This window comes from Pseudomonas beijingensis, assembly GCF_030687295.1.
In the GTDB taxonomy this organism is placed as follows: domain Bacteria; phylum Pseudomonadota; class Gammaproteobacteria; order Pseudomonadales; family Pseudomonadaceae; genus Aquipseudomonas; species Aquipseudomonas beijingensis.
In genome coordinates this window covers 571745-594514 of the sequence record NZ_CP117425.1, presented here as the reverse complement: position 1 = coordinate 594514, position 22770 = coordinate 571745, and the positions used below count along the sequence as shown (strand labels likewise).

19 protein-coding genes are annotated in these 22770 nt (G+C 61.9%); 16 read left to right on the top strand and 3 right to left on the bottom strand.

Annotated elements, in window-relative coordinates; genetic code table 11:
* Positions 1–183 precede the first annotated feature (183 nt).
* The 7 genes from PSH84_RS02720 to PSH84_RS02690 all read left to right on the top strand — a co-directional run bounded on the left by PSH84_RS02720 (position 184) and on the right by PSH84_RS02690 (position 7177).
* A complete protein-coding gene (locus PSH84_RS02720; RefSeq protein WP_122569360.1) occupies positions 184–1098 on the top strand; it encodes a glutamate/aspartate ABC transporter substrate-binding protein in 915 nt (304 codons plus the stop codon).
* Positions 1099–1288: 190 nt separating this feature from the next.
* Positions 1289–2035 (top strand): amino acid ABC transporter permease, encoded by a 747-nt coding sequence (locus PSH84_RS02715; protein ID WP_305468219.1) that lies wholly within the window; start codon positions 1289–1291, stop codon positions 2033–2035.
* Positions 2035–2706 (top strand): amino acid ABC transporter permease, encoded by a 672-nt coding sequence (locus PSH84_RS02710; RefSeq protein ID WP_122569362.1) that lies wholly within the window; start codon positions 2035–2037, stop codon positions 2704–2706. Before PSH84_RS02715 ends, PSH84_RS02710 begins: the two co-directional genes overlap by 1 nt.
* Complete coding sequence (locus PSH84_RS02705) at positions 2703–3437, top strand: amino acid ABC transporter ATP-binding protein (RefSeq protein WP_003204983.1); 735 nt, start codon at positions 2703–2705, stop codon at positions 3435–3437. The genes PSH84_RS02710 and PSH84_RS02705 overlap by 4 nt, the downstream gene beginning before the upstream one ends.
* 159 nt (positions 3438–3596) lie before the next feature.
* Positions 3597–5498, top strand: coding sequence for a two-component sensor histidine kinase AauS (gene aauS, locus PSH84_RS02700; RefSeq protein ID WP_122569363.1), 1902 nt, complete (start codon positions 3597–3599; stop codon positions 5496–5498).
* Between the two features lie 44 nt (positions 5499–5542).
* Positions 5543–6823: a two-component response regulator AauR gene (gene aauR / locus PSH84_RS02695; protein ID WP_240998552.1), complete on the top strand. Its 1281-nt coding sequence runs from the start codon at positions 5543–5545 to the stop codon at positions 6821–6823.
* 24 nt (positions 6824–6847) lie between these two features.
* Complete coding sequence (locus PSH84_RS02690; protein WP_161796659.1) at positions 6848–7177, top strand: GlpM family protein; 330 nt, start codon at positions 6848–6850, stop codon at positions 7175–7177.
* 9 nt (positions 7178–7186) lie between these two features.
* Here the strand turns inward: PSH84_RS02690 and PSH84_RS02685 are convergent, their stop codons facing one another.
* On the bottom strand, positions 7187–7801 hold the full coding sequence (locus PSH84_RS02685; RefSeq protein WP_122569366.1) for an NAD(P)-dependent oxidoreductase: 615 nt from the start codon (positions 7799–7801) through the stop codon (positions 7187–7189).
* A gap of 262 nt (positions 7802–8063) precedes the next feature.
* Positions 8064–8942: an MBL fold metallo-hydrolase gene (locus PSH84_RS02680; protein WP_305468221.1), complete on the bottom strand. Its 879-nt coding sequence runs from the start codon at positions 8940–8942 to the stop codon at positions 8064–8066.
* Between the two features lie 114 nt (positions 8943–9056).
* On the opposite strand from PSH84_RS02680, the gene PSH84_RS02675 reads away from it, so the two are divergent.
* The 8 genes from PSH84_RS02675 (at position 9057) to PSH84_RS02640 (ending at position 19310) form a co-directional block, all read left to right on the top strand.
* Positions 9057–9962, top strand: coding sequence for a LysR family transcriptional regulator (locus tag PSH84_RS02675; protein ID WP_305468223.1), 906 nt, complete (start codon positions 9057–9059; stop codon positions 9960–9962).
* A 211-nt stretch (positions 9963–10173) separates the two neighbouring features.
* The gene (gene gcsR / locus PSH84_RS02670) at positions 10174–11682 is read left to right on the top strand and encodes a transcriptional regulator GcsR (protein ID WP_122569370.1); all 1509 of its coding nucleotides are present in this window, start codon (positions 10174–10176) and stop codon (positions 11680–11682) included.
* 424 nt (positions 11683–12106) lie between these two features.
* The gene (gcvH, locus tag PSH84_RS02665) at positions 12107–12490 is read left to right on the top strand and encodes a glycine cleavage system protein GcvH (protein WP_122569371.1); all 384 of its coding nucleotides are present in this window, start codon (positions 12107–12109) and stop codon (positions 12488–12490) included.
* 10 nt (positions 12491–12500) lie between these two features.
* Entirely contained in the window at positions 12501–15350 is a 2850-nt protein-coding gene (gene gcvP, locus PSH84_RS02660; protein ID WP_122569372.1) for an aminomethyl-transferring glycine dehydrogenase, read from the top strand.
* Between the two features lie 236 nt (positions 15351–15586).
* Positions 15587–16963 (top strand): L-serine ammonia-lyase, encoded by a 1377-nt coding sequence (locus tag PSH84_RS02655; RefSeq protein WP_122569373.1) that lies wholly within the window; start codon positions 15587–15589, stop codon positions 16961–16963.
* A gap of 31 nt (positions 16964–16994) precedes the next feature.
* A complete protein-coding gene (gene gcvT, locus PSH84_RS02650) occupies positions 16995–18119 on the top strand; it encodes a glycine cleavage system aminomethyltransferase GcvT (protein ID WP_122569374.1) in 1125 nt (374 codons plus the stop codon).
* 395 nt (positions 18120–18514) lie between these two features.
* Complete coding sequence (locus PSH84_RS02645; protein WP_003175786.1) at positions 18515–18727, top strand: cold-shock protein; 213 nt, start codon at positions 18515–18517, stop codon at positions 18725–18727.
* A 94-nt stretch (positions 18728–18821) separates the two neighbouring features.
* Complete coding sequence (locus PSH84_RS02640) at positions 18822–19310, top strand: RDD family protein (protein WP_053124591.1); 489 nt, start codon at positions 18822–18824, stop codon at positions 19308–19310.
* A gap of 186 nt (positions 19311–19496) precedes the next feature.
* On the opposite strand, the gene nadA is transcribed toward PSH84_RS02640, so the two are convergent.
* The gene (gene nadA, locus PSH84_RS02635; RefSeq protein WP_122569375.1) at positions 19497–20555 is read right to left on the bottom strand and encodes a quinolinate synthase NadA; all 1059 of its coding nucleotides are present in this window, start codon (positions 20553–20555) and stop codon (positions 19497–19499) included.
* Positions 20556–20992: 437 nt separating this feature from the next.
* Here nadA and PSH84_RS02630 point away from each other — a divergent pair, with 437 nt between their 5' ends.
* Positions 20993–22768, top strand: coding sequence for a copper resistance system multicopper oxidase (locus PSH84_RS02630; protein WP_305468225.1), 1776 nt, complete (start codon positions 20993–20995; stop codon positions 22766–22768).
* Positions 22769–22770 lie beyond the last annotated feature (2 nt).

The following is a 22770-nucleotide window of genomic DNA, read 5'->3' as shown; positions in this document are numbered from 1 at the left end:
AAAACATTAATTACCAGTTAAAACAACAAGTTAACCAAGATGCCCTGGCCTGGCACGAGTCATGCTCTACACTCCTCGAGACGAATGCCTGCACGCCAACACACCAGGAGCTGCCAGGCATTTCGAAGTACTCAGGGCCGACGAACCGGCCGAAATAAAAAAAACAATGTCGAGGAAACATCGATGCGTATCGTTCCCCATCTCCTGGGCGCAGCCATTGCTGCCGCTCTGATCAGCACTCCGGTTTTCGCAGCCGAACTGACCGGCACACTGAAAAAGATCAAAGAGTCCGGCGTCATTACGCTTGGGCATCGCGACGCTTCCATTCCGTTCTCCTACATCGCGGACGCTTCCGGCAAGCCGGTCGGCTACTCCCACGACATCCAACTGAAAGTCGTCGAAGCGATCAAGAAGGACCTGGACCTGCCGAACCTGCAGGTCAAGTACAACCTGGTCACCTCGCAAACCCGTATCCCGCTGGTGCAGAACGGTACCGTGGACCTGGAGTGCGGCTCCACCACCAACAACGTCGAGCGTCAGCAGCAAGTTGACTTCTCCGTGGGCATCTTCGAGATCGGCACCCGCCTGCTGTCCAAGAAAGACTCCAAGTACAAGGATTTCGACGACCTCAAGGGCAAGAACGTCGTGACCACCGCCGGCACCACGTCCGAGCGCCTGCTCAAGTCCATGAACGCCGACAAGCAAATGGGCATGAACGTTATCTCCGCCAAGGACCATGGCGAATCCTTCCAGATGCTCGAAGGCGGCCGTGCCGTCGCGTTCATGATGGACGACGCCCTGCTGGCCGGCGAAGCCGCCAAGGCCAAGAAAGCCGACGACTGGGCCGTCACCGGTACGCCACAGTCTTACGAAATCTACGGCTGCATGATGCGCAAGGGCGACGAGCCGTTCAAAAAGGCTGTGGATGACGCCATCAAGGCCACCTACGCTTCGGGCGAGATCAACAAGATCTACGAAAAATGGTTCATGCAGCCAATCCCGCCAAAAGGCCTGAACCTGAACTTCCCGATGAGCGAAGAACTCAAGGCACTGATCGCCAAGCCGACCGATAAAGCGGCTGACGACAAGAAATCCTGATTTCTGACTAACCTTATCTCCTGAAGGGGCCCGGCCCTTTCAGGGGATGGTCACTCCCTGCTGGCAAATCTGGAAACACTCGAACCGGTGGCTGTCGAGCCGAACGCGTGTGCCTGGCCTCCAAGCCGGGCGGGAACGGAGTTTCCCCAGGCGGGCATTTGTATATCGAACGATCTGAGGGGAGACCCTAATGAATTACAACTGGGACTGGGGCGTGTTCTTCAAGTCCACCGGCGTGGGCAGCGAGACCTATCTCGACTGGTACGTGGCCGGCCTGGGCTGGACCATTGCTATCGCCGTCGTGGCCTGGATCATCGCCCTGCTGCTGGGCTCGGTGCTTGGCGTGATGCGCACCGTGCCGAACCGGCTGGTGTCGGGTATCGCCACCTGCTATGTGGAGCTTTTCCGTAACGTGCCGCTGCTGGTTCAGCTGTTCATCTGGTACTTCCTGGTGCCGGACCTGCTGCCCGCCGATCTGCAGGAGTGGTACAAGCAGGACCTGAACCCGACCACCTCGGCCTACCTGAGCGTCGTGGTGTGCCTGGGCCTGTTCACCGCCGCCCGGGTCTGCGAACAAGTGCGCACCGGCATCCAGGCGCTGCCGCGCGGCCAGGAGTCCGCCGCCCGTGCCATGGGCTTCAAGCTGCCGCAGATCTACTGGAACGTGCTGCTGCCCCAGGCCTACCGGATCATCATTCCGCCGCTTACCTCGGAATTCCTCAACGTCTTCAAGAACTCCTCCGTAGCCTCGCTGATCGGCCTGATGGAACTGCTCGCGCAGACCAAACAGACCGCCGAGTTCTCCGCCAACCTGTTCGAAGCCTTCACCCTGGCGACGCTGATCTACTTCACCCTGAACATGAGCCTGATGCTGCTCATGCGCATGGTCGAGAAGAAAGTCGCGGTGCCCGGCCTGATCTCCGTGGGGGGTAAATAATGGAATTCGACTTCACTGGCATCGTCCCGGCCATTCCCGGCTTGTGGAACGGCATGGTGATGACCCTCAAGCTGATGGCCCTGGGCGTCGTCGGCGGGATCATCCTGGGGACCATCCTGGCGCTGATGCGCCTGTCCCACAACAAGCTGGTCTCCAACATCGCTGGCGCCTACGTCAACTATTTTCGCTCGATCCCGCTGCTGCTGGTCATCACCTGGTTCTACCTGGCGGTGCCGTTCGTGCTGCGCTGGATCACCGGCGAGGACACGCCGATCGGTGCGTTCGGTTCCTGCGTCGTGGCGTTCATGATGTTCGAGGCGGCGTATTTCTGCGAAATCGTGCGGGCCGGCGTGCAGTCCATCTCCAAAGGCCAGATGGGCGCGGCACAGGCGCTGGGCATGAACTATGGCCAGACCATGCGCCTGATCATCCTGCCCCAGGCGTTTCGCAAGATGACCCCGCTGCTGCTGCAACAGAGCATCATCCTGTTTCAGGACACCTCGCTGGTCTACACGGTCGGCCTGGTGGACTTCCTCAATGCTTCGCGGGCCAGTGGCGACATCATCGGCCGCTCCAATGAGTTCCTGATCATCGCAGGTCTCGTGTACTTCACAATCAGCTTTGCCGCCTCGCTGCTGGTCAAGCGTCTGCAAAAAAGGTTCGCCGTATGATCTCTATCAAGAACATCAACAAGTGGTATGGGGACTTCCAGGTACTGACCAATTGCAGCACCGAGGTCAGCAAGGGTGAAGTTGTGGTGGTGTGCGGGCCATCGGGCTCGGGCAAATCCACGCTGATCAAGTGCGTGAACGCCCTGGAGCCGTTCCAGAAAGGCGACATCGTGGTCGATGGCACCTCCATCGCCGACCCGAAGACCAACCTGCCGAAACTGCGTTCGCGCGTGGGCATGGTGTTCCAGCATTTCGAACTGTTTCCGCACCTGACCATCACCGAGAACCTGACTATCGCGCAGATCAAGGTGCTGGGCCGCAGCAAGGAAGAAGCCACCAAGAAGGGCCTGCAACTGCTTGAGCGCGTTGGCCTTTCTGCCCACGCCCACAAGCACCCGGGCCAGCTCTCCGGCGGCCAGCAGCAACGCGTGGCGATTGCCCGTGCCCTGGCGATGGACCCGGTGGTGATGTTGTTCGACGAACCGACCTCGGCCCTTGACCCGGAAATGGTCAACGAAGTGCTCGATGTGATGGTGCAACTGGCCCACGAAGGCATGACCATGATGTGCGTGACCCACGAAATGGGCTTCGCCCGCAAAGTGGCGAACCGGGTGATCTTCATGGACCAGGGCCAGATCATCGAAGACTGCAAGAAAGAAGAGTTCTTCGGCGACATCAGCGCCCGCTCCGAACGTGCGCAGCATTTCCTTGAGAAAATCCTGCAGCACTAAAAACACCGCTCCCCACTGTGGGAGCGAGCTTGCTCGCGATAGCGGACTGCCAGTCACCTTATTGTCGACTGATCAGCAGTCATCGCGAGCAAGCCCGCTCCCACAAGGGAGAAGTGTTGGCTTGTCGATTTGTGTTGTGGTTGACCCAAGGCTTCTGTGATGAAATGCGACCCCACCCTCTATCGCGCAGCGCCGCCATCACTCGCCGTGAAACCCCGCCTGATCCGCCATCTGTTCCTGCCGCCACTGGTCATTGCGCTGATGATCGGCCTGGGTTACCTCGGCTTCTGGATCAGCGAGCACTATGGCGTACGTGGCCTCGCCGAGAACGGCGAGCGCCAGTTGGAGCTGCACGCCCGTGCGGTCGAGAGCGAGATCAGCAAGTACACCTACCTGCCCAGCCTGCTGGAGCTTGAATCAAGCGTCTCGCAACTGCTCGACGACCCGACGCCCGAGCATCGCAAGACCGTCAACGAATACCTCGAAGGCCTGAACCGCCGCAGTCGCAGCCGGGCCATCTACGTCATGGACACCACTGGCCGGGTCATGGCCACCAGCAACTGGCGCGATGTCGACAGTTATCTGGGCGAAGACCTGTCCTTTCGCGCCTATTTCCAGAACGCCGTACGCGGCCAGCCGGGACGCTTCTACGGCATCGGCAGCACCAATGGCGAACCCGGCTACTACCTGGCCCATGGCTTGGAGCAACAAGGCAAGATCATCGGCGTGGCCGTGGTCAAGGTGCGCCTCGAAGCCATGGAGGAGCGCTGGCAGCGAGCGCGGCTGGAGGCGTTCGTCAGTGATGAGAACGGCATCATCATCCTGTCCAGCGATCCAGCGCGACGGCTCAAGTCGGTGCGCCCGCTGAGCGATGAGACCAAGGAACGCCTGGCCCGCAGCCTGCAATATTATTGGTTCCCGCTCAATGAACTGGTGCCCCTGGCCCGGGAACGCCTGGCCGAAGGCATGGAGAAGCTGACCTTCCCGGCGAACAGCGAGCTGGTGTCCGACGAGCGCGCCATCAGCTACTTGTCGCAAACCCGGCCCTTGAGCGATACCCCGTGGAACTTCACCCTGCTGACGCCCCTTGAAGACCTGCGTCGCCAGGCGATCAACCAAGGCATCCTGGTGGCCGTGGCCTTCGCCCTGGTGGCGTTCCTGCTGATCGCCTGGAACGAACGGCGCAAGGTCATCGCCACCCGCCTTGCGGCCCGGGAAGCCTTGCAGGAAGCCAACAACCAGCTCGAGCGTCGGATTACCGAACGCACCACCGACCTGCGCGCCAGCAACGAACGACTCAAGGGCCAGATCCGCGAGCGGCGCCAGGCCGAAGAGACCTTGCGCCGGGCCCAGGACGAACTGGTCCAGGCCGGAAAACTGGCGGCCATCGGCCAGATGTCCACCAGCATCGCCCATGAACTCAACCAGCCGCTGGCGGCGCTGCGCACCTTGTCCGGCAATACCGTGCGCTTCCTGGAGCGCGGCCAGTTGGACATCGCCAGCACCAACCTCAAGACCATCAACGAATTGATCGACCGCATGGGCCGGATCACCGCCAGCCTGCGCGCCTTCGCCCGGCGCGGCGATGACCAGGGCCGGGCAAGCCTGGGCAAGGCCGTCGAGGCTGCGTTGCAACTGCTGGGTGGGCGCCTGGAAAACCTGGACATCCAGATCCACAGCAGTTTCGATGACGTCCAATTGCAAATTGACCAGACCCGCCTGGAACAGATCCTGGTGAACCTGATCGGCAATGCCCTGGACGCGATGCAGACGCAACCCGAGCCGAAACTGTGGCTCGACGGCCAGGCCGCCGACGGCAAATATCGCCTGCGGGTGCGGGACAATGGTCACGGCATCGATCCTGAAGCCCGCAAGCATTTGTTCGAACCGTTCTTCACCACCAAACCTGGCGAACAGGGCCTGGGCCTGGGCCTGACGCTCTCGGCGAGCCTGGCCGCCGCCGCGGGTGGGCATTTGGGTGTCGAGTACCCGCTTGAGCGTGGCACTACGTTTGTCCTCAATCTACCGTTGGTCAGCCTTTCACCTGCCGAGCCGCTATGAACCACGACCTGAGCGTACTGATCGTCGAAGACGACCCCCACGTCCTGCTGGGTTGCCAGCAGGCCCTGAGCCTGGAAGACATTCCCTGCATCGGCGTGGGTAGCGCCGAAGAGGCCCTGGAGCGGGTCGACGATAACTTTGCCGGCATCGTCATCAGCGACATTCGCCTGCCGGGCATCGACGGCCTGGAACTGCTGACCCGCCTCAAGGCGCGGGACCGCAGCCTGCCGGTGGTGTTGATCACCGGCCACGGCGACATTTCCATGGCCGTGGGCGCCATGCAAAAAGGCGCCTATGACTTCATGGAGAAACCCTTCTCCCCTGAGCGCCTGGTGGATGTCGCCCGCCGCGCCCTGGAACAGCGCAGCCTGGCCCGGGAAGTGTCATCGCTGCGTCGGCAACTGGCCGAGCGCGATTCCCTGGAAGGCCGGATCATCGGTCGCTCGCCGGCCATGCAGCACCTGCGTGCGCTGATCGCCAACGTCGCCGACACCTCGGCCAACGTGCTGATCGAGGGCGAAACTGGCACCGGCAAGGAACTGGTCGCCCGCTGCCTGCATGATTTCAGTCGGCGCCACGACAAGCAGTTCGTCGCGCTGAACTGCGGCGGCCTGCCGGAGAACCTGTTCGAAAGCGAGATTTTCGGCCACGAGGCCAATGCCTTCACCGGTGCCGGTAAACGTCGGATCGGCAAGATCGAGCACGCCGATGGCGGCACGCTGTTTCTCGATGAAGTGGAAAGCATGCCCCTGCCCTTGCAGATCAAGTTGCTGCGCGTGCTGCAGGAACGCACCCTCGAACGCCTGGGCTCAAACCAGAGCGTGGCGGTGGATTGCCGGGTGATCGCCGCCACCAAGTCCGACCTGGACGAAATGGGCCGGTCCGGGCAATTCCGCAGTGACCTGTATTACCGCCTCAACGTGGTGACCTTGGAGCTGCCGCCCCTGCGCGAGCGGCGCGAAGACATCCTGCAACTGTTCGAGCATTTTCTTCAGCAGTCGTCCCTGCGCTTCGACCGCACGGTGCCGGAGCTGGACAACCAGACCCTGTCGAACCTGATGAGCCACGACTGGCCGGGCAACGTGCGCGAACTGCGCAACGTCGCCGAGCGCTACGCCCTGGGCCTGCCGGCATTCAAGCGCTCCGGCGCCAGCGGCGGCAACCAGGGCCTGGCCTTCGCCGAAGCGGTGGAAGCCTTCGAGCGCAACCTGCTGGTGGACGCCCTGCAACGCAGCGGTGGCAACCTGACCCAGGCCAGCCAGGAACTGGGCATGGCCAAGACCACGCTGTTCGACAAAGTCAAAAAATATGGCCTGAGCCATTAACCGAATGGTGAACGTGTGGATCTGATTTTCAAGGCGGCGCTGGGTGCGGCCGTGGTGGTTATCCTGGCGATGCTGGCCAAGACCAAGAATTACTACATCGCCGGGCTGGTGCCGCTGTTCCCGACCTTTGCCCTGATTGCCCACTACATTGTCGGCAAGGGCCGCTCGGTGGACGACCTGAAGACCACCATCGTCTTTGGCATGTGGTCGATCATTCCGTACTTCGTCTATCTCGCGACGCTGTACGTGATGGTCGACCGGATGCGCCTCGAAGCCTCATTGGCCGTGGCAGCCGTCGCCTGGCTGATGGCGGCGACGGTGCTGGTCAGCGTTTGGGTGCGGGTTCACGGCTAATCCCTGAGATCAATAGCCGACGGTAAACCGCGCCCGCGAAAACTGCGGCGTTTCCACTTCATCGATCATCGCAATGGCGTAGTCGGCGAAGCTGATCCAGCTGCGCCCGGTGTCATCGAACAGCAGGTGGTCCTTGCCAACACGGAATTGCCCGGTGCGCTCGGTTTCGACGAACTCCGCCGAAGGCGAGAGGAAGGTCCAGTCCAGGTCCTGTTCCTTGCGCAGCACATCCAGGAACAATGCACCGGCACTGGCTTCGGCCAAGTACTCCTCCGGAAAGCCGTCGCTGTCGATCACCCGGCTGTTATCCGGCAGCAGCAACGAACCGGCCCCGCCGACCACCAGCAAGCGCTTGACCCCGGCGGCTTTCACCGGTGCGATGACCTTGTCGGCCGGCACGCTGGCAAAGTGCGCGGCACTGATCACCACGTCATGCCCGTCGATGGCGGCGATCAACGCCTCGCTGTCCAATACGTCCAGTTGCTTGCTGACCACCCCGGCCCTTTCGCCGATTTTCGCGGTATTGCGGGCAATGGCCGTCACGCTGTGACCACGGCGCAGGGCCTCTTCCAACAGTTGGCTACCCGCACGCCCGGTGGCGCCGATGATTGCGATTTTGCTCATGGTGTTCTCCAGTGATTACACAAAGATGCTATTGAAGCGGTTACTTGAATATTTCCAAGTGACAGAACCTTCGTGGCTTGAAATGAAGCCCTTGTGGCGAGGGAGCTTGCTCCCGCTCGGCTGCGCAGCAGTCGCAAAAATGCTCATGCGGTGTGCCAGGTAGAACTCATTGGCTGGCATTGGGGCCGCTGCGCAGCCCAGCGGGAGCAAGCTCCCTCGCCACAAAAGCTCATCAGCCCAGCCTCATCGCTGCTTCAATACCTCACCACTTCATCTCGCCCTTCGCCACCTTGGCACTGAGCTCCAGGGAGCTGTCTTCACCCAGGTCCGGATAGCGTAGTTTCATGGCGCGGATCAGCGCGGCGGAATCCTTGGCCTTGGCGGTTTCTTCGTCGAAAGCCTTGATGTAACCGGCGGTGAAGCGCACCGGGGCCAGGGAACGGGCGCTGTCACCCAGGTAGTGACCCGGGATCACCGTGCTCGGTTGCAGTTTTTCAATGTTGGCGAGAGTCGCCAGCCAATCCTTGTGGGACTGCGGCGTCTGGGTATCGGCCATCCACACATGAATGTTCTCAGCCACCACCACACCGCCAACCACCGCCTTGATCGATGGAATCCACACGAAACTGCGGTCCGGTTGCGGGCCATCGAGGCCCACGACCTGCAAGCGCTGGCCTTCCAGGGTCAGGCTGTCGCCCTTGAGCACTTGGGGCACGATGGCTTTGGTCGGTGCATCGGTCTTCAGGATCGGCCCCCAATATTTCAGCTTGCCGTCCATGGTGTGCTTGATGTGTTCGACAGTCGGCGCGGACGCCAGCACCTTGGCCTCAGGGAACGCGGCGGTGAGGGTCTCCAGACCAAAATAGTAGTCAGGATCGCCATGGCTGATGTAGATCGTGGTCAATCGCTTGCCACTGGCGCGGATTTTCTCCACCACCTGGGCGGCCTGGGATTTGCCGAACTGGGCGTCCACCAAAATCGCCTCTTTTTCACCGCTGACCAACACCGACGTCACCGGGAAAACCGCCGCCGCGCCAGGGTTGTAGACGTCGAGCGTCAAGTCAGCGGCCCAGCTCTGGGCAGTGAAGGCCAGGGCGGCGGTTGCCAGCAGTAGGCGCTTGAGTGGGATAAAGCCGGTCATGGTGTGCTCCGTTGTCCAAAAACCCGTCAGGGGAATGAGACTGAGCTTAGTTGCCTGACTCGTTACAAAAAATGCGATGCTGGGACATAGTTTGTTTCTGAAAGCGGGCAAATCATGGATCGTCTACAAGCAATGCGGGTCTTCGTCACAGTGGTCGACCTGGGCAGCCAGTCGGCGGCGGCCGAGCATCTGGACCTGTCGCGGCCGGTGGTGTCGCGCTATCTGGCGGAGCTGGAAGATTGGGTCGGGGCCCGGCTGATGCACCGCACCACCCGCAAACTGAGCCTGACGGCCGCAGGCTCCGAGATCCTGCCGCGCTGCCGGCAGATGCTGGAGCTGTCCGGCGATATGCAAGCCGCCGTCAGCACCCCGGACGACGCACCACGGGGCATGCTGCGCATCAGTGCCAGCACCTCGTTCGGCCAGGCCCAACTGGCGAACGCCATGGCCGACTACGTCAAGCGCTACCCCGGGGTGAGCGTCGACCTGCAGATGCTCGACCGCACCGTGAACCTGGTGGACGAACGCATCGACCTGGCGATCCGCATGAGCAACGATCTGGACCCGAACCTGATCGCCCGCCGCCTCACGGTCTGCCGCTCGGTGATCTGCGCCTCGCCGCGGTATCTGCATGAACACTCGACACCGCTGCGCGTGGAAGACCTGAGCCGGCACAACTGCCTGACCCACTCTTACGTCGGCAAGAGCCTGTGGCATTTCGAGCAGGACGGCGAGCAGGTCTCGGTGCCGGTACAAGGCAATATCAGCGCCAACGAAGCCAGCACCTTGCTTCAGGCCACGATAGCCGGCGCAGGCGTGGCGATGCTGCCCAGCTACCAGGCCGGCGCCCACATCAAGAACGGCGAACTGATCCGCCTGCTGCCCCATGCCGAACCGCGCCGAATGAACATGTACGCGGTATATGCCTCACGCAAGCACATGCCCTCGGCGTTGCGCAGCCTGCTGGATTTTCTGGTGCTGAAGTTTCCCGAGATACCAGAGTGGGATGTTGGATTGTAGCTGCCACTTGTGAACGCCTTTGTGGGAGCGAGCTTGCTCGCGATAGCAGAGTGTCAGCCACCCTTTTAATGACTGATACACCGCTATCGCGAGCAAGCTCGCTCCCACAGGGGGATCACCGTCGTTCTCAAGTACTGCGCCAGGATTTCACCAACAGCCCGCCCCAAGGCATACTGGCCACCCTCCGCATCCCAGAACCCAAAACCGCCCCATGCGTATCCACGTCAGTTTCATCGACCGCGTCGGCATCACCCAGGAAGTCCTGGCCTTGCTCGGTGGGCGCAATCTCAACCTGGATGCGGTGGAGATGGTGCCACCCAACGTCTACATCGACGCCCCGACCCTCAGCCCGCAAGTGCTTGACGAGCTGCGCGAAGCACTGTTCAGCGTGCAAGGGGTGCAGGCGGTCACCGTGGTGGACATCCTGCCGGGCCAGCGTCGGCACTTGCAGCTCGATGCCTTGCTCGCCGCCATGACCGACCCGGTGCTGGCCCTGGACAGCGTGGGCAAGGTGTTGCTGGCCAACCCGGCGCTGATCGCCCTGTACGGTCGTGAACCGGCCGGGGAAAGCGTGGCCGAGCTGTTCAGTGACGAGGCATTGCTCGGCGCCCTGCTGGAAAACGGTTTCCGCCTGCCGCTGCGGGAGGTCACCCTCAATGGCCAGACCTTGCTGCTGGACGCCACGCCCATCACCGACGCCGGCGCGCTGCTGACGCTCTATCAGCCCAATCGCATCGGCGAACGGCTGTCGGCTCTGCACCATGACCACGCCGAAGGTTTTGACGCGCTGCTGGGTGAATCCCCGGCGATCCGCACCCTCAAGGCCCGGGCCCAGCGGGTCGCGGCCCTGGATGCACCGCTGCTGATCCAAGGCGAAACCGGCACCGGCAAGGAACTGGTGGCCCGGGCCTGCCACGCCATCAGCGCCCGTCACAGCGCGCCGTTCCTGGCCCTGAACTGCGCCGCGCTGCCGGAGAACCTGGCGGAAAGCGAGCTGTTCGGCTACGCCCCCGGCGCCTTCACCGGGGCGCAACGGGGCGGCAAGCCTGGGCTGATGGAGTTGGCAAACCAGGGCACGGTCTTTCTCGATGAAATCGGCGAGATGTCGCCGTACCTGCAAGCCAAGCTGCTGCGTTTCTTGAACGATGGCAGCTTCCGCCGGGTGGGCGGCGACCGGGAAATCAAGGTCAACGTGCGGATCCTCAGCGCCACCCACCGCAATCTGGAGAAAATGGTCAGCGAGGGCTCGTTCCGCGAAGACCTGTTCTATCGCCTGAACGTGCTCAATGTCGAAGTCCCGCCACTGCGTGAACGCGGCCAGGACATCCTGCTGCTGGCGCGTTACTTCATGCAGCAAGCCTGCGCGCAAATCCAGCGCCCGGTCTGTCGCCTGGCCCCTGGTACTTATCCAGCGCTGCTGGGCAACCGCTGGCCGGGCAACGTGCGGCAATTGCAGAACGTGATCTTCCGCGCCGCCGCCATCTGCGAAAGCAGCCTGGTGGACATCGGCGACCTGGACATCGCCGGCACCTCCGTGGCGCGCCAGGGCGATGTGGAAGTCGAAAGCCTGGAACAGGCCGTGGAAAGCTTTGAGAAGCACCTGCTCGAAAGCCTTTACGCCAACTACCCGTCCACCCGCCAGTTGGCCAGCCGCCTGCAAACCTCCCACACCGCGATTGCCCATCGGTTGCGCAAGTACGGGATTTCCGGGAAGCCATAGTTCTTCGCTCCTCCACATTCCCCTTTGGGAGCGAGCTTGCTCGCGATGGCGATCTCCCAGCCAGCCTCTGCGTTGACGACCCACCGCTATCGCGAGCAAGCTCGCTCCCACAAAGGCTATGCAGCGCATCCAAAACCGACCTCCACCTGTACTGAAAGCGCTACAGTGGAACGATATCGCTACAGTCTGCGCTAACCTGCACTGTGCAAGGCTTTGATCCCACAACAATTTTTTCCAGGCGTCCAGCTGTAGCGATTTCGCTACAGCCAAGCCTATCCAAACCTAGGCCAAACCACTCAAATCATGGATATATAAGCCATTAATAACATTGGCCGCATTCTTGCTATGGGTATAGCCATTCGGCCGGGCCAAGCCCCGCGCCTTTCTTCGCGTCCACCAGACGAATCTGGCCCCAGGAGTTTCCATGAGCGAGTTGCGTTTCACTGAAGATCACGAATGGCTGCGCACCGAAGCCGACGGCAGCGTCACCGTAGGCATTACCGCTTTCGCGCAGAACGCGTTGGGCGACGTGGTTTTTGTGCAACTGCCTGAATTGCAGGCCTATGACAAAGGCGCCGAAGCCTCCACCGTGGAGTCGGTCAAGGCCGCCAGCGGTGTGTACATGCCCCTGGACGGTGAAGTGCTCGAAGTGAACGAAAAACTCGACGCAAGTCCAGAACTGGTCAACGAAGATCCGATGGGCGAAGGCTGGTTCTTCCGCTTTAAACCGACCGACGCCGACGCAGTGGCTAAGCTGTTGGATCAAGACGCCTACGATCGCCTGATCAAAGCCAACGCCGAAGCCTGAGGAGCGCACCATGACCGTTAATCTCGGCACCGCCAACGAATTCATCGCTCGCCACATTGGCCCGCGTGCAAGCGACGAGCAAGCCATGCTCGAGCGCCTGGGCTTCGACTCCCTGGAAGCCCTGAGCGCCAGCGTCATTCCGGAAAGCATCAAGGGCACCAGCGTGCTGGATATGGGCGACGGCCAGAGCGAAGCCGACGCACTGGCCTCGATCAAAGCCATCGCCGGCAAAAACCAGCTGTTCAAGACCTACATCGGCCAGGGCTACTACAACTGCCATACACCGGCACCGATCCTGCGCAACCTGCTGGAAAACCCGGCCTGGTACACCGCCTACACGCCGTATCAGCCAGAAATTTCCCAGGGCCGTCTCGAAGCGCTGTTGAACTTCCAGACCCTGATCAGCGACCTCACCGGCCTGCCGATCGCCAACGCCTCTTTGCTCGACGAAGCCACCGCCGCCGCCGAAGCCATGACCTTCTGCAAGCGCCTGAGCAAGAACAAGGGCAGCAACGCCTTCTTCGCCTCCGTGCACAGCCACCCGCAAACCCTCGACGTATTGCGCACCCGTGCCGAGCCCCTGGGCATCGACGTGGTGGTGGGCGATGAGCGCGAACTGAGCGACGTTAGCGGTTTCTTCGGCGCACTGCTGCAATACCCGGCCAGTAACGGCGACCTGTTCGACTACCGCGAACTGACCGAACGCTTCCACACCGCCAACGCCCTGGTGGCCGTTGCAGCGGACCTGCTGGCCCTGACCTTGCTGACCCCGCCGGGTGAGTTCGGCGCCGACGTCGCCATCGGCAGCGCCCAGCGCTTCGGCGTGCCACTGGGCTTCGGTGGCCCGCACGCGGCCTATTTCTCCACCAAGGACGCCTTCAAGCGCGACATGCCAGGCCGTCTGGTCGGCGTTTCCGTAGACCGTTTCGGCAAGCCGGCCCTGCGCCTGGCGATGCAGACCCGCGAGCAACACATCCGCCGCGAGAAAGCCACGAGCAACATCTGCACCGCCCAGGTGCTGCTGGCCAACATCGCCAGCATGTACGCCGTGTACCACGGTCCCAAGGGCCTGGTGCAAATTGCCAATCGCATCCATCACCTGACCGCGATCCTCGCCAAGGGCCTCGGCGCGCTGGGCCTGAGCATCGAGCAAGACAGTTTCTTCGACACCCTGACCCTGCACACCGGCGCGCAAACCGCCGCCCTGCACGACATGGCTCGCGCCCAACGCATCAACCTGCGGGTGGTGGACGCTGAACGCCTGGGCCTGTCCCTGGACGAAACCACCAGCCAAGCTGACATCGAAGCGCTGTGGAGCTTGTTGGCCGACGGCAAGGCCCTGCCAGACTTCGCGACGCTGGCCGCCAGCGTGCAAAGCCGCATCCCGGCCGAACTGGTGCGCCAATCGGCGATCCTCAGCCACCCGGTGTTCAACCGCTATCATTCCGAAACCGAGCTGATGCGTTACCTGCGCAAGCTCGCCGACAAGGACCTGGCTCTGGATCGCACCATGATCCCGCTGGGTTCCTGCACCATGAAACTCAACGCCGCAAGCGAGATGATCCCGGTGACCTGGGCCGAGTTCGGTGCCCTGCACCCGTTCGCCCCCGCCGAGCAAAGCGCCGGCTACCAGCAACTGACCGACGAGCTGGAAGCCATGCTCTGCGCCGCCACCGGCTATGACGCGGTGTCGCTGCAACCCAACGCCGGCTCCCAGGGCGAATACGCCGGCCTGCTGGCGATCCGTGCGTATCACCAGAGCCGTGGCGAAGACCGTCGCGACATCTGCCTGATCCCGTCCTCGGCCCACGGCACCAACCCGGCCACCGCCAACATGGCCGGCATGCGCGTGGTCGTGACCGCCTGCGATGCCCGTGGCAACGTCGACATCGAAGACCTGCGGGCCAAGGCCATCGAGCACCGCGAACACCTCGCCGCATTGATGATCACCTACCCGTCCACCCACGGCGTGTTCGAAGAAGGCATCCGCGAAATCTGCGGCATCATTCATGACAACGGCGGCCAGGTGTACATCGACGGCGCCAACATGAACGCCATGGTCGGCCTCTGCGCCCCGGGCAAGTTCGGCGGCGACGTGTCGCACCTGAACCTGCACAAGACTTTCTGCATCCCTCACGGCGGTGGCGGCCCGGGCGTCGGCCCGATTGGTGTCAAGTCGCACCTGGCGCCGTTCCTGCCGGGCCATGCCAACATGGAACGCAAGGAAGGCGCGGTGTGCGCGGCGCCGTTCGGCAGCGCGAGCATCCTGCCGATCACCTGGATGTACATCCGCATGATGGGCGGCGCCGGCCTCAAGCGCGCCTCGCAGTTGGCGATCCTCAACGCCAACTACATCGCCCGTCGCCTGGAAGAACACTACCCAGTGCTCTACTCCGGCAGCAACGGCCTGGTGGCCCACGAATGCATCCTCGACCTGCGTCCGCTCAAGGACAGCAGTGGCATCAGCGTCGATGACGTGGCCAAGCGCCTGATCGACTTCGGTTTCCACGCCCCGACCATGTCGTTCCCGGTGGCCGGCACGTTGATGATCGAGCCGACGGAAAGCGAATCCAAGGAAGAGCTGGACCGCTTCTGCGACGCCATGATCTGCATCCGCGAAGAAATCCGCGCGGTGGAAAACGGCAGCCTGGACAAAGACGACAACCCGCTGAAAAACGCCCCGCACACTGCGGCGGAGCTGGTCGGCGAGTGGACTCACCCGTACAGCCGCGAACAGGCGGTGTACCCACTGGCATCGTTAATCGATGGCAAGTACTGGCCGCCGGTGGGCCGGGTCGACAACGTGTTCGGCGACCGCAACCTGGTCTGCGCCTGCCCGTCGATCGAAAGCTACGCTTGACCTGTGGAGGGGGCGGGTTTGCCCGCCCTCTCAACAACACCGCAAACCTTGTGGAAGATCACTGCCTCAAGGAAACCACCTCCCCCTGTGGGAGCGAGCTTGCTCGCGATAGCGGTGTGACAGCTGACAGAGATGTTGACTGACACTCCGCTATCGCGAGCAAGCTCGCTCCCACAAGGGGAATGTGCCAAGCCTTTCAACCGTCGATCCTCATAAAAAGAAACCGGAGAAACACCATGTCGTTAAGCGTGTTCGACCTGTTCAAGATCGGCATCGGCCCGTCCAGCTCCCATACCGTCGGCCCGATGCGTGCCGCTGCCCGTTTCGCCGAGGGGCTGCGCCGTGACGATCTGCTTGAAAACACTGCCAGCGTCAAAGTCGAGCTCTACGGCTCGCTCGGCGCCACCGGCAAGGGCCACGGCAGTGACAAGGCCGTTCTGCTGGGCCTGGAAGGTGAGCACCCCGACACTGTGGACACCGAAACCGTCGACACCCGCCTGCAAGCGATCCGCAGCAGCGGTCGCCTCAACTTGCTCGGCGAACACGCCATCGAATTCAATGAAAAGCTGCACTTGGCGATGATCCGCAAGCCGCTGGCCTTTCACCCCAACGGCATGATCTTCCGCGCCTTCGATGCCGCCGGGCTGCAAGTGCGCAGCCGCGAGTACTACTCGGTCGGTGGCGGCTTTGTCGTGGACGAAGACGCCGCCGGCGCCGATCGCATCGTCGAAGACGCCACGCCCCTGACCTTCCCGTTCAAAAGCGCCAAGGACCTGCTGGGCCATTGCAGCACCTATGGCCTGTCCATCAGCCAGGTGATGCTGACCAACGAAAGCGCCTGGCGCCCCGAAGCCGAGACCCGCGCCGGGCTGCTGAAAATCTGGCAAGTGATGCAGGATTGCGTGGCGGCCGGCTGCCGTAACGAAGGGATTCTGCCGGGCGGGCTAAAGGTCAAGCGCCGGGCCGCGGCATTGCACCGCCAGTTGTGCAAGAACCCGGAAGCCGCACTGCGCGACCCGCTGTCGGTGCTGGACTGGGTCAACCTGTATGCCTTGGCCGTCAACGAAGAAAACGCCTATGGCGGGCGCGTTGTCACCGCCCCTACCAACGGGGCTGCGGGCATCGTCCCGGCCGTGCTGCATTACTACATGCGCTTTATCCCCGGCGCCAGCGAGGATGGCGTGGTGCGCTTTCTGCTGACCGCCGCCGCCATCGGCATCCTGTACAAGGAAAACGCCTCCATCTCCGGTGCCGAAGTCGGTTGCCAGGGTGAAGTGGGCGTGGCCTGCTCCATGGCCGCCGGTGCCTTGTGCGAAGTGCTCGGCGGCAGCGTGCAGCAAGTGGAAAACGCCGCCGAAATCGGCATGGAACACAACCTCGGCCTGACCTGCGACCCGATTGGCGGCCTGGTGCAAGTGCCGTGCATCGAACGCAACGCCATGGGCTCAGTGAAAGCCATCAACGCGGTGCGCATGGCCATGCGCGGCGATGGGCATCACTTCGTCTCCCTCGACAAAGTCATCCGCACCATGCGCCAGACCGGCGCCGACATGAAAAGCAAATACAAAGAGACCGCCCGCGGCGGTCTGGCGGTCAACATCATCGAATGCTGACGCGCGTCATTTTCATTTTCCAGGAGTTGATATGTCCACCGAACAACTGTTGAAAACCCCGCTGCACGCCCTGCACCTCGAACTCGGCGCCCGCATGGTGCCATTCGCCGGCTACGACATGCCGGTGCAGTACCCACTGGGCGTGATGAAGGAACACCAGCACACCCGCGATCAGGCCGGGTTGTTCGACGTGTCCCACATGGGCCAGATCCGCCTGACCGGCGCAGGCGCTGCCAAGGCCCTGGAAACCCTGGTGCCGGTGGACATCATCGACCTGCCGGTGGGCATGCAGCGCTACGCCATGTTCACCAACGACAACGGCGGCATCCTTGATGACCTGATGGTCGCCAACCTGGGCAATGACGAACTGTTCCTGGTGGTCAACGCCGCCTGCAAGGATCAGGACTTGGCTCACCTGCGGGCCCACATTGGCGCGCAGTGCAGCATCGAGCCGCTGTTCGAAGCCCGTGCCCTGCTCGCCCTGCAAGGCCCGGCCGCCGTCACCGTGCTCGCCCGCCTGGCGCCGGACGTGGCGAAGATGACCTTCATGCAGTTCCAGCGCGTCACGCTGTTGGGCGTGGACTGCTTTGTCAGCCGTTCGGGCTACACCGGTGAAGACGGTTTCGAAATCTCCGTACCCGCCGCCGACGCGGAAAAACTCGCCCGCGCCTTGCTGGCCGAGCCGGAAGTCGCGGCCATCGGCCTTGGCGCCCGTGACTCCCTGCGCCTGGAAGCCGGCCTGTGCCTGTATGGCCACGACATGAACACCGAGACGACACCGATCGAAGCCAGCCTGTTGTGGGCCATTTCCAAAGTGCGCCGTGGCGATGGCGCTCGCGCCGGTGGTTTCCCCGGGGCTGAAACCGTGTTCGCCCAACAACAGGGCGGCGTGAAGCGCAAACGTGTCGGCCTGCTGCCCCAGGAACGCACACCGGTGCGTGAAGGCGCGGAGATCGTCAACGAAGCGGGCGAGATCATCGGCTCTGTGTGCAGCGGCGGTTTCGGCCCGACCTTGGGCGCTCCGCTGGCGATGGGTTACCTGGACAGCGCCTATGTGGCACTGGATACGCCAGTCTGGGCCATTGTGCGTGGGAAAAAGGTGCCTTTGCTTGTAAGCAAAATGCCATTCGTTCCACAGCGCTACTACCGTGGTTGATTGACTGTTTCTATAAGTAACGCGGTTGCGTTATACGTGCACTAATGTGTCACGCAACCGCCATAAAAAGGTGCATATTTTTATGCATTCAACCGACCTTATAACGATCGTAAACAATTGAACTAGCCTATCGAATAAGCGCCGCTCCGCAACTTGCGTAAATGCTGGCAAGCTGAGCAAATACGGGGCCTGCCGGGGGGTTGTTTTTTTATTCGAAGTTGGCGTAGAGTTTGCTCACTGTGTTTGCATGGGTCGCTTGGAATCGTGACCTGGGCAGTAGCTTATGAAGTTCGCTACATCCCGTTCGACGTCTCTTACTTTCCTGCAACCCAGCCCCAGTACTCTTTCATGCGAAAGAGGCTGTCATCAATTTTAGCGTCAAAGGAAATAAGAAAATGTCTCAACGTCAGAGCGGTACCGTCAAGTGGTTCAACGACGAAAAGGGTTTTGGTTTTATCACGCCTGAAAGCGGTCCGGACCTGTTCGTGCATTTCCGCGCCATCCAGGGCAACGGCTTCAAGAGCCTGAAAGAAGGCCAGAAAGTCACTTTCGTTGCTGTGCAAGGCCAGAAAGGCATGCAGGCTGACGAGGTTCAAGCCGAAGCCTAAGGCTTTCGCACACTAAAAAGCCCCTGATTGATATCAGGGGCTTTTTTATGGGCGTAAATCCGTAAAATGGCTTCTTTTTTCAGCCGAGGCCGTCATGCCGAAACACCTGCTCACTCCCCAAGGCGACTTTCCTCCCGCCGGCCTGGGCCGTCGCCTGGCAGCGATGTTTTATGACTTCTTGCTGTGCACGGCGCTGCTGATTGTCACCAGCGGAGCCTACAAGATGATCCAGATGGCGATCATCGGCGAAGAAAAAATGCGCGCCCTGACCGAAGCCGGTGCGCTGGACGGCGATCCGCTGCTGTCCACCGTGCTGCTGTTCGTACTGTTCGGCTTCTTCGCCAAGTTCTGGACCCACAACGGCCAGACCCTGGGCATGCAGGTGTGGTGCATCCGCGTACAGAACGCCGATGGCACGGCCATCAGCCTGTGGCAGGCGCTGTTGCGGTTCGTGGTGTCGATTGCGTCACTGCTGCTGGTGGGGCTGGGCTTCATCTGGGCGCTGTTCGACAAGCGCCAGCGCAGCTGGCATGACATCTACTCGGATACGCAGTTGGTGCGGATTCCCAAGAAGACCAAGTGACACCACCTAATCAGAAAGGTGAATACATTTGTGGCGAGGGGATTTATCCCCGCTGGGCTGCGCAGCAGCCCTAAAACCTGACACCACGGAGTGTCAGAATGAACAAATGGGGCCGCTTCGCAGCCCAACGGGGATAAATCCCCTCGCCACAAGAAAGCCTCGCAAGTCTCGAAATCCTCTTCAGCCTCAGGCATTCCCCGCCAATTTCATCCGCGCCGCCTGGGTGAAGTCCAACATGCGCTTGAGCGGGCGAATCGCCTGGGGGATCAGCGCCGGGTCGACGAAGATCTCGTTGGCGCCTTCCTGCAAGCTCTTGAGCGTGCGCTCCAAGGTGTTCATGGCCATCCATGGGCAGTGCGCGCAACTGCGGCACGCCGCGCCGTTACCGGCGGTAGGGGCTTCGATGAAGACCTTGTCCGGGCACAGCTGCTGCATCTTGTAGAAAATGCCCCGGTCGGTGGCGACGATCAGCGTCTTGTTCGGCAGGCTCTGGGCCGCGGCGATCAACTGGCTGGTGGAGCCCACCGCGTCGGCCAGTTCAATCACCGACGTCGGCGACTCCGGGTGCACCAGGATCGCGGCGTCCGGGTACAGCGCCTTCATGTCTTCCAACTGCTTGGACTTGAACTCTTCGTGGACGATGCAGGCTCCGTCCCAGAGCAGCATGTCAGCGCCGGTCTTGCGCTGGATGTACGTGCCCAGGTGCTTGTCCGGCCCCCAGATGATCGTCTCGCCGTTGTCCATCAGGCTCTCGACGATTTCCAGCGCGCAACTGGACGTCACCACCCAGTCAGCCCGGGCCTTGACCGCGGCCGAGGTGTTGGCATAGACCACCACGGTGCGCTCCGGATGCTGGTCGCAGAATGCCGAGAACTCGTCCACCGGGCAGCCCAGGTCCAGGGAGCAGGTGGCTTCCAGGGTGGGCATCAACACTCGTTTTTCGGGGTTGAGGATCTTGGCGGTCTCGCCCATGAACTTGACCCCAGCCACCACCACGGTCTTGGCTGGGTGGGCATTGCCGAAGCGGGCCATTTCCAGGGAGTCGGACACGCAACCACCGGTTTCTTCGGCCAGGGCCTGGATGATCGGGTCGCAGTAGAAGTGCGCGACCAGCACCGCGTCCTGAGCCTTGAGCTCGGCGGCGATGGCGGCGCGGTACCAGGCCTCTTGCTCGGCGGTCAGCGGCTTGGGCTGCTTGGCGTCGAGGTGGGCTTGGACCAGAAGGCGTTCTGAAATTTGCGTCATGTTCGCAAGACCTGCAAGCGCGTTTAGCGCGAAAGTCGAGTATACACCCGGCTCCGGACCACTCGGGTACCGCCGGGAAAGTGGGTATCAATCAGGCACGGGACAGCGTGAAGCCGGCAAGGCTACAGAATATCCCGCCGATGCAAAAGATCATTCTGACCTGTGCCCGACTTGCCTGTTACAGGCAGTCGAGCCGAACACAAAACCTGTGGTGACCGATTATCTGTGGGAGCAAGGCTTGCCCGCGATGAACGCGATGGGATTTCTCAGAAATCGAGGCGCCTGTTTCGCGAGCAAGCTTTGCTCCCACAGGTAATCCACTCGCCACAAGCTGACTGAAATGTAATCACCCGCCCCGCCGGCTTATGTCATCTTCTTTTCAACGCGACACCGGGGAACCGGTGTTCGCTGCGAATCGACGGACGGACTTTCACCCCATGCAAACAAAAACTTCCCGGCGAACCTTCGTAAAGGGCCTGACTGCCGGCGGCATCCTCGGTGGCCTGGGCTTGTGGCGCGCGCCCGTCTGGGCTGTCACCGGCCCGGGCCAGCCCAACGTACTGAGCGGCACCGAGTTTGACCTGTTCATCGGCGAAAGCCCGGTCAATTTCACCGGCAGCCCCCGCACCGCCCAGACCATCAACGGCGGTATCCCCGGCCCGTTGCTGCGCTGGCGTGAAGGCGACACCGTGACCCTGCGGGTGCGCAATCGCTTGCAGGACAGCACCTCCATCCACTGGCACGGCATCCTGCTGCCGGCCAACATGGACGGCGTTCCAGGGCTGAGCTTCAAGGGCATCGAGCCCGGCGGCCTGTACGTGTATCAGTTCAAGGTCCGGCAAAACGGCACCTACTGGTACCACAGCCATTCCGGTTTCCAGGAACAATCCGGGGTCTACGGCCCGCTGGTGATTGACGCCAAGGAACCCGAGCCCTTCCAGTACGAACGGGACTACGTGGTGATGCTCACCGACTGGACAGATGAAGATCCCGGCGCCGTCCTGCGCAAGCTCAAGAAACAGTCGGACTACTACAACGACAACAAACGCACCGTCGGCGACTTCATCGACGACGTGGGCAAGAACGGCTGGGCCAGCACCGTGGCCGATCGCAAGATGTGGGCCGAGATGAAGATGAACCCCACCGACCTGGCCGACGTCAGTGGTGCCACCTACACCTACCTCATGAACGGCCAGGCGCCGGACATGAACTGGACGGGCCTGTTCAAGCCTGGCGAACGCCTTCGTCTGCGCTTTATCAATGGCTCGTCCATGAGCTATTTCGACGTGCGCATTCCCGGCTTGAAGATGACGGTGGTGGCGTCCGACGGCCAATACGTCAAGCCAGTGAGCGTCGATGAGCTGCGGATCGCCGTGGCCGAAACCTATGACGTCATCGTCGAACCGACCCAAGAGGCCTACACCCTGTTCGCCCAGTCCATGGACCGCACCGGGTACGCCCGCGGCACTCTCGCGACCAGGGCCGGGTTGTCGGCACCGGTACCGCCCCTGGACCCACGGCCCTTGGTGACCATGGACGACATGGGCATGGGTGGCATGGACCACGGTTCGATGCAGGGCATGACGGGAATGGACGACAGCTCGATGCAAGGCATGAATCACAGCCAGATGCAGGGCATGGGCCACATGGCCGGGATGGATCACGGGGCCATGCAGGGCATGGACAGCATGCTCACGCACCCCGACACCGAGAAAGACAACCCCCTGGTGGACATGCAGGCCATGAGCGTCAAGCCCAAGCTCGACGACCCCGGCATTGGCCTGCGCAACAACGGTCGCAAGGTCCTGACCTATTCGGACCTGCGCAGCACCTTCCCCGATCCGGACGGCCGCGAGCCCGGTCGCACGATCGAACTGCACCTGACCGGGCACATGGAGAAATTCGTCTGGTCGTTCAACGGCGTGAAATTTTCCGACGCCGCACCGCTGCTGCTCAAGTACGGCGAGCGACTGCGCATCGTGCTGATCAACGACACCATGATGACCCACCCCATCCACCTGCACGGCATGTGGAGCGACCTGGAGGATGAGAACGGCCAGTTCATGGTGCGCAAGCACACGATCGATGTGCCACCGGGCGCCAAGCGCAGCTACCGAGTCACCGCCGATGCCCTCGGGCGCTGGGCGTATCACTGCCATCTGCTGTATCACATGGAGATGGGCATGTTCCGTGAAGTTCGGGTGCAGGAATGAGG